This is a genomic window from Sebaldella sp. S0638 (assembly GCF_024158605.1).
GTDB lineage: Bacteria > Fusobacteriota > Fusobacteriia > Fusobacteriales > Leptotrichiaceae > Sebaldella.
The window spans coordinates 1-810 of the sequence record NZ_JAMZGM010000282.1 but is presented as its reverse complement, the minus strand read 5'-3'; the positions used below and the strand labels follow the sequence as shown (position 1 = coordinate 810).

Below are 810 nucleotides of genomic sequence, written 5' to 3'. Positions count from 1 at the left end.
AAAAAACTTCATAAAACCCGAAAGGAGAGATGACCTATGGATATAGAAAAACTAACAAGTAAACTAAACCAGTTAAACACTAGATTTGATGAAGTAAATTCTATGGTTGCAGTTACTCCTGAGGAACAGTGGAGAAAAGGGCTGATGTTACAGAAAATAGACAGAGACCTTAAGAAATTAAGAGAACATCTGTAAAAGATACCAAAAAAACTTCATAGAGAAAGAGAGGTGAAGGATTATGAGTAAAGAGAGAGCAGAAAAGCTGTGTTGGTTAACAGATGAAGTATTAGCACTGCTTGAAGAACATGAGATTACAGAGTATGAGTTTAGAGAAATAATACTGGGAAACATGTCGAATGCATATAAACATTCTGCGATATTGAAAAAAGGAATATACACAAAGAAAGGGTGAGTAAAAAATGGATAAAGTGAAAATAAATAACGCAATTAATAACCTGAAAGGGCTGAATCAGAAAGAATGGGACAAAGTCAAATTGATAGTAGAGAAATATTTCTATGTGGAGACAAAAATAATTGCCGATAAGCTGGAGCTCACCGACAATGAGAATTTTGAAAAAGTAAAAAACGAATTTAGTCTGTGACAATTTGAATAAAAATGGGATTGATTCTGTAGTCTTTGCCTTTGAAATAAATATGAACATAATCTAATTCATAATATGTCCCATATTTATTCCGTTTTTCAGGTGAATAAACATCGGCTCCTTCTTCATACCAGATGTATGGACTTTTGCCTTCAATTAGACTGTCAGAATCGTTATTTAAATTAACCCATTCGCCTAAAAGGCAAGC

The 810-nt window shown here is 33.1% G+C and carries 4 protein-coding genes; 3 read left to right on the top strand and 1 reads right to left on the bottom strand.

What is annotated here, in order from left to right:
- Positions 1 to 36 precede the first annotated feature (36 nt).
- From NK213_RS20295 to NK213_RS20285, 3 genes are read left to right on the top strand one after another with little or no spacing between them, the layout of a single operon-like run.
- Complete coding sequence (locus tag NK213_RS20295; RefSeq protein WP_253352730.1) at positions 37 to 195, top strand: hypothetical protein; 159 nt, start codon at positions 37 to 39, stop codon at positions 193 to 195.
- Between the two features lie 43 nt (positions 196 to 238).
- Positions 239 to 412: a hypothetical protein gene (locus tag NK213_RS20290; protein WP_253352728.1), complete on the top strand. Its 174-nt coding sequence runs from the start codon at positions 239 to 241 to the stop codon at positions 410 to 412.
- A gap of 7 nt (positions 413 to 419) precedes the next feature.
- Positions 420 to 602, top strand: coding sequence for a hypothetical protein (locus NK213_RS20285; protein WP_253352726.1), 183 nt, complete (start codon positions 420 to 422; stop codon positions 600 to 602).
- On the opposite strand, the gene NK213_RS20280 is transcribed toward NK213_RS20285, so the two are convergent.
- Positions 592 to 810 (bottom strand): hypothetical protein (locus tag NK213_RS20280; protein WP_253352725.1); only part of this gene is annotated, 219 nt, incomplete at its 5' end. The two genes, NK213_RS20285 and NK213_RS20280, sit on opposite strands and share 11 nt — an antisense overlap.

Coding starts and splice junctions, on each gene's coding strand:
- NK213_RS20290 (WP_253352728.1), top strand. CDS start 239: ATGAGTAAAGAGAGAGCAGAAAAGCTGTGTTGGTTAACAGATGAAGTA.
- NK213_RS20285 (WP_253352726.1), top strand. CDS start 420: ATGGATAAAGTGAAAATAAATAACGCAATTAATAACCTGAAAGGGCTG.
- NK213_RS20295 (WP_253352730.1), top strand. CDS start 37: ATGGATATAGAAAAACTAACAAGTAAACTAAACCAGTTAAACACTAGA.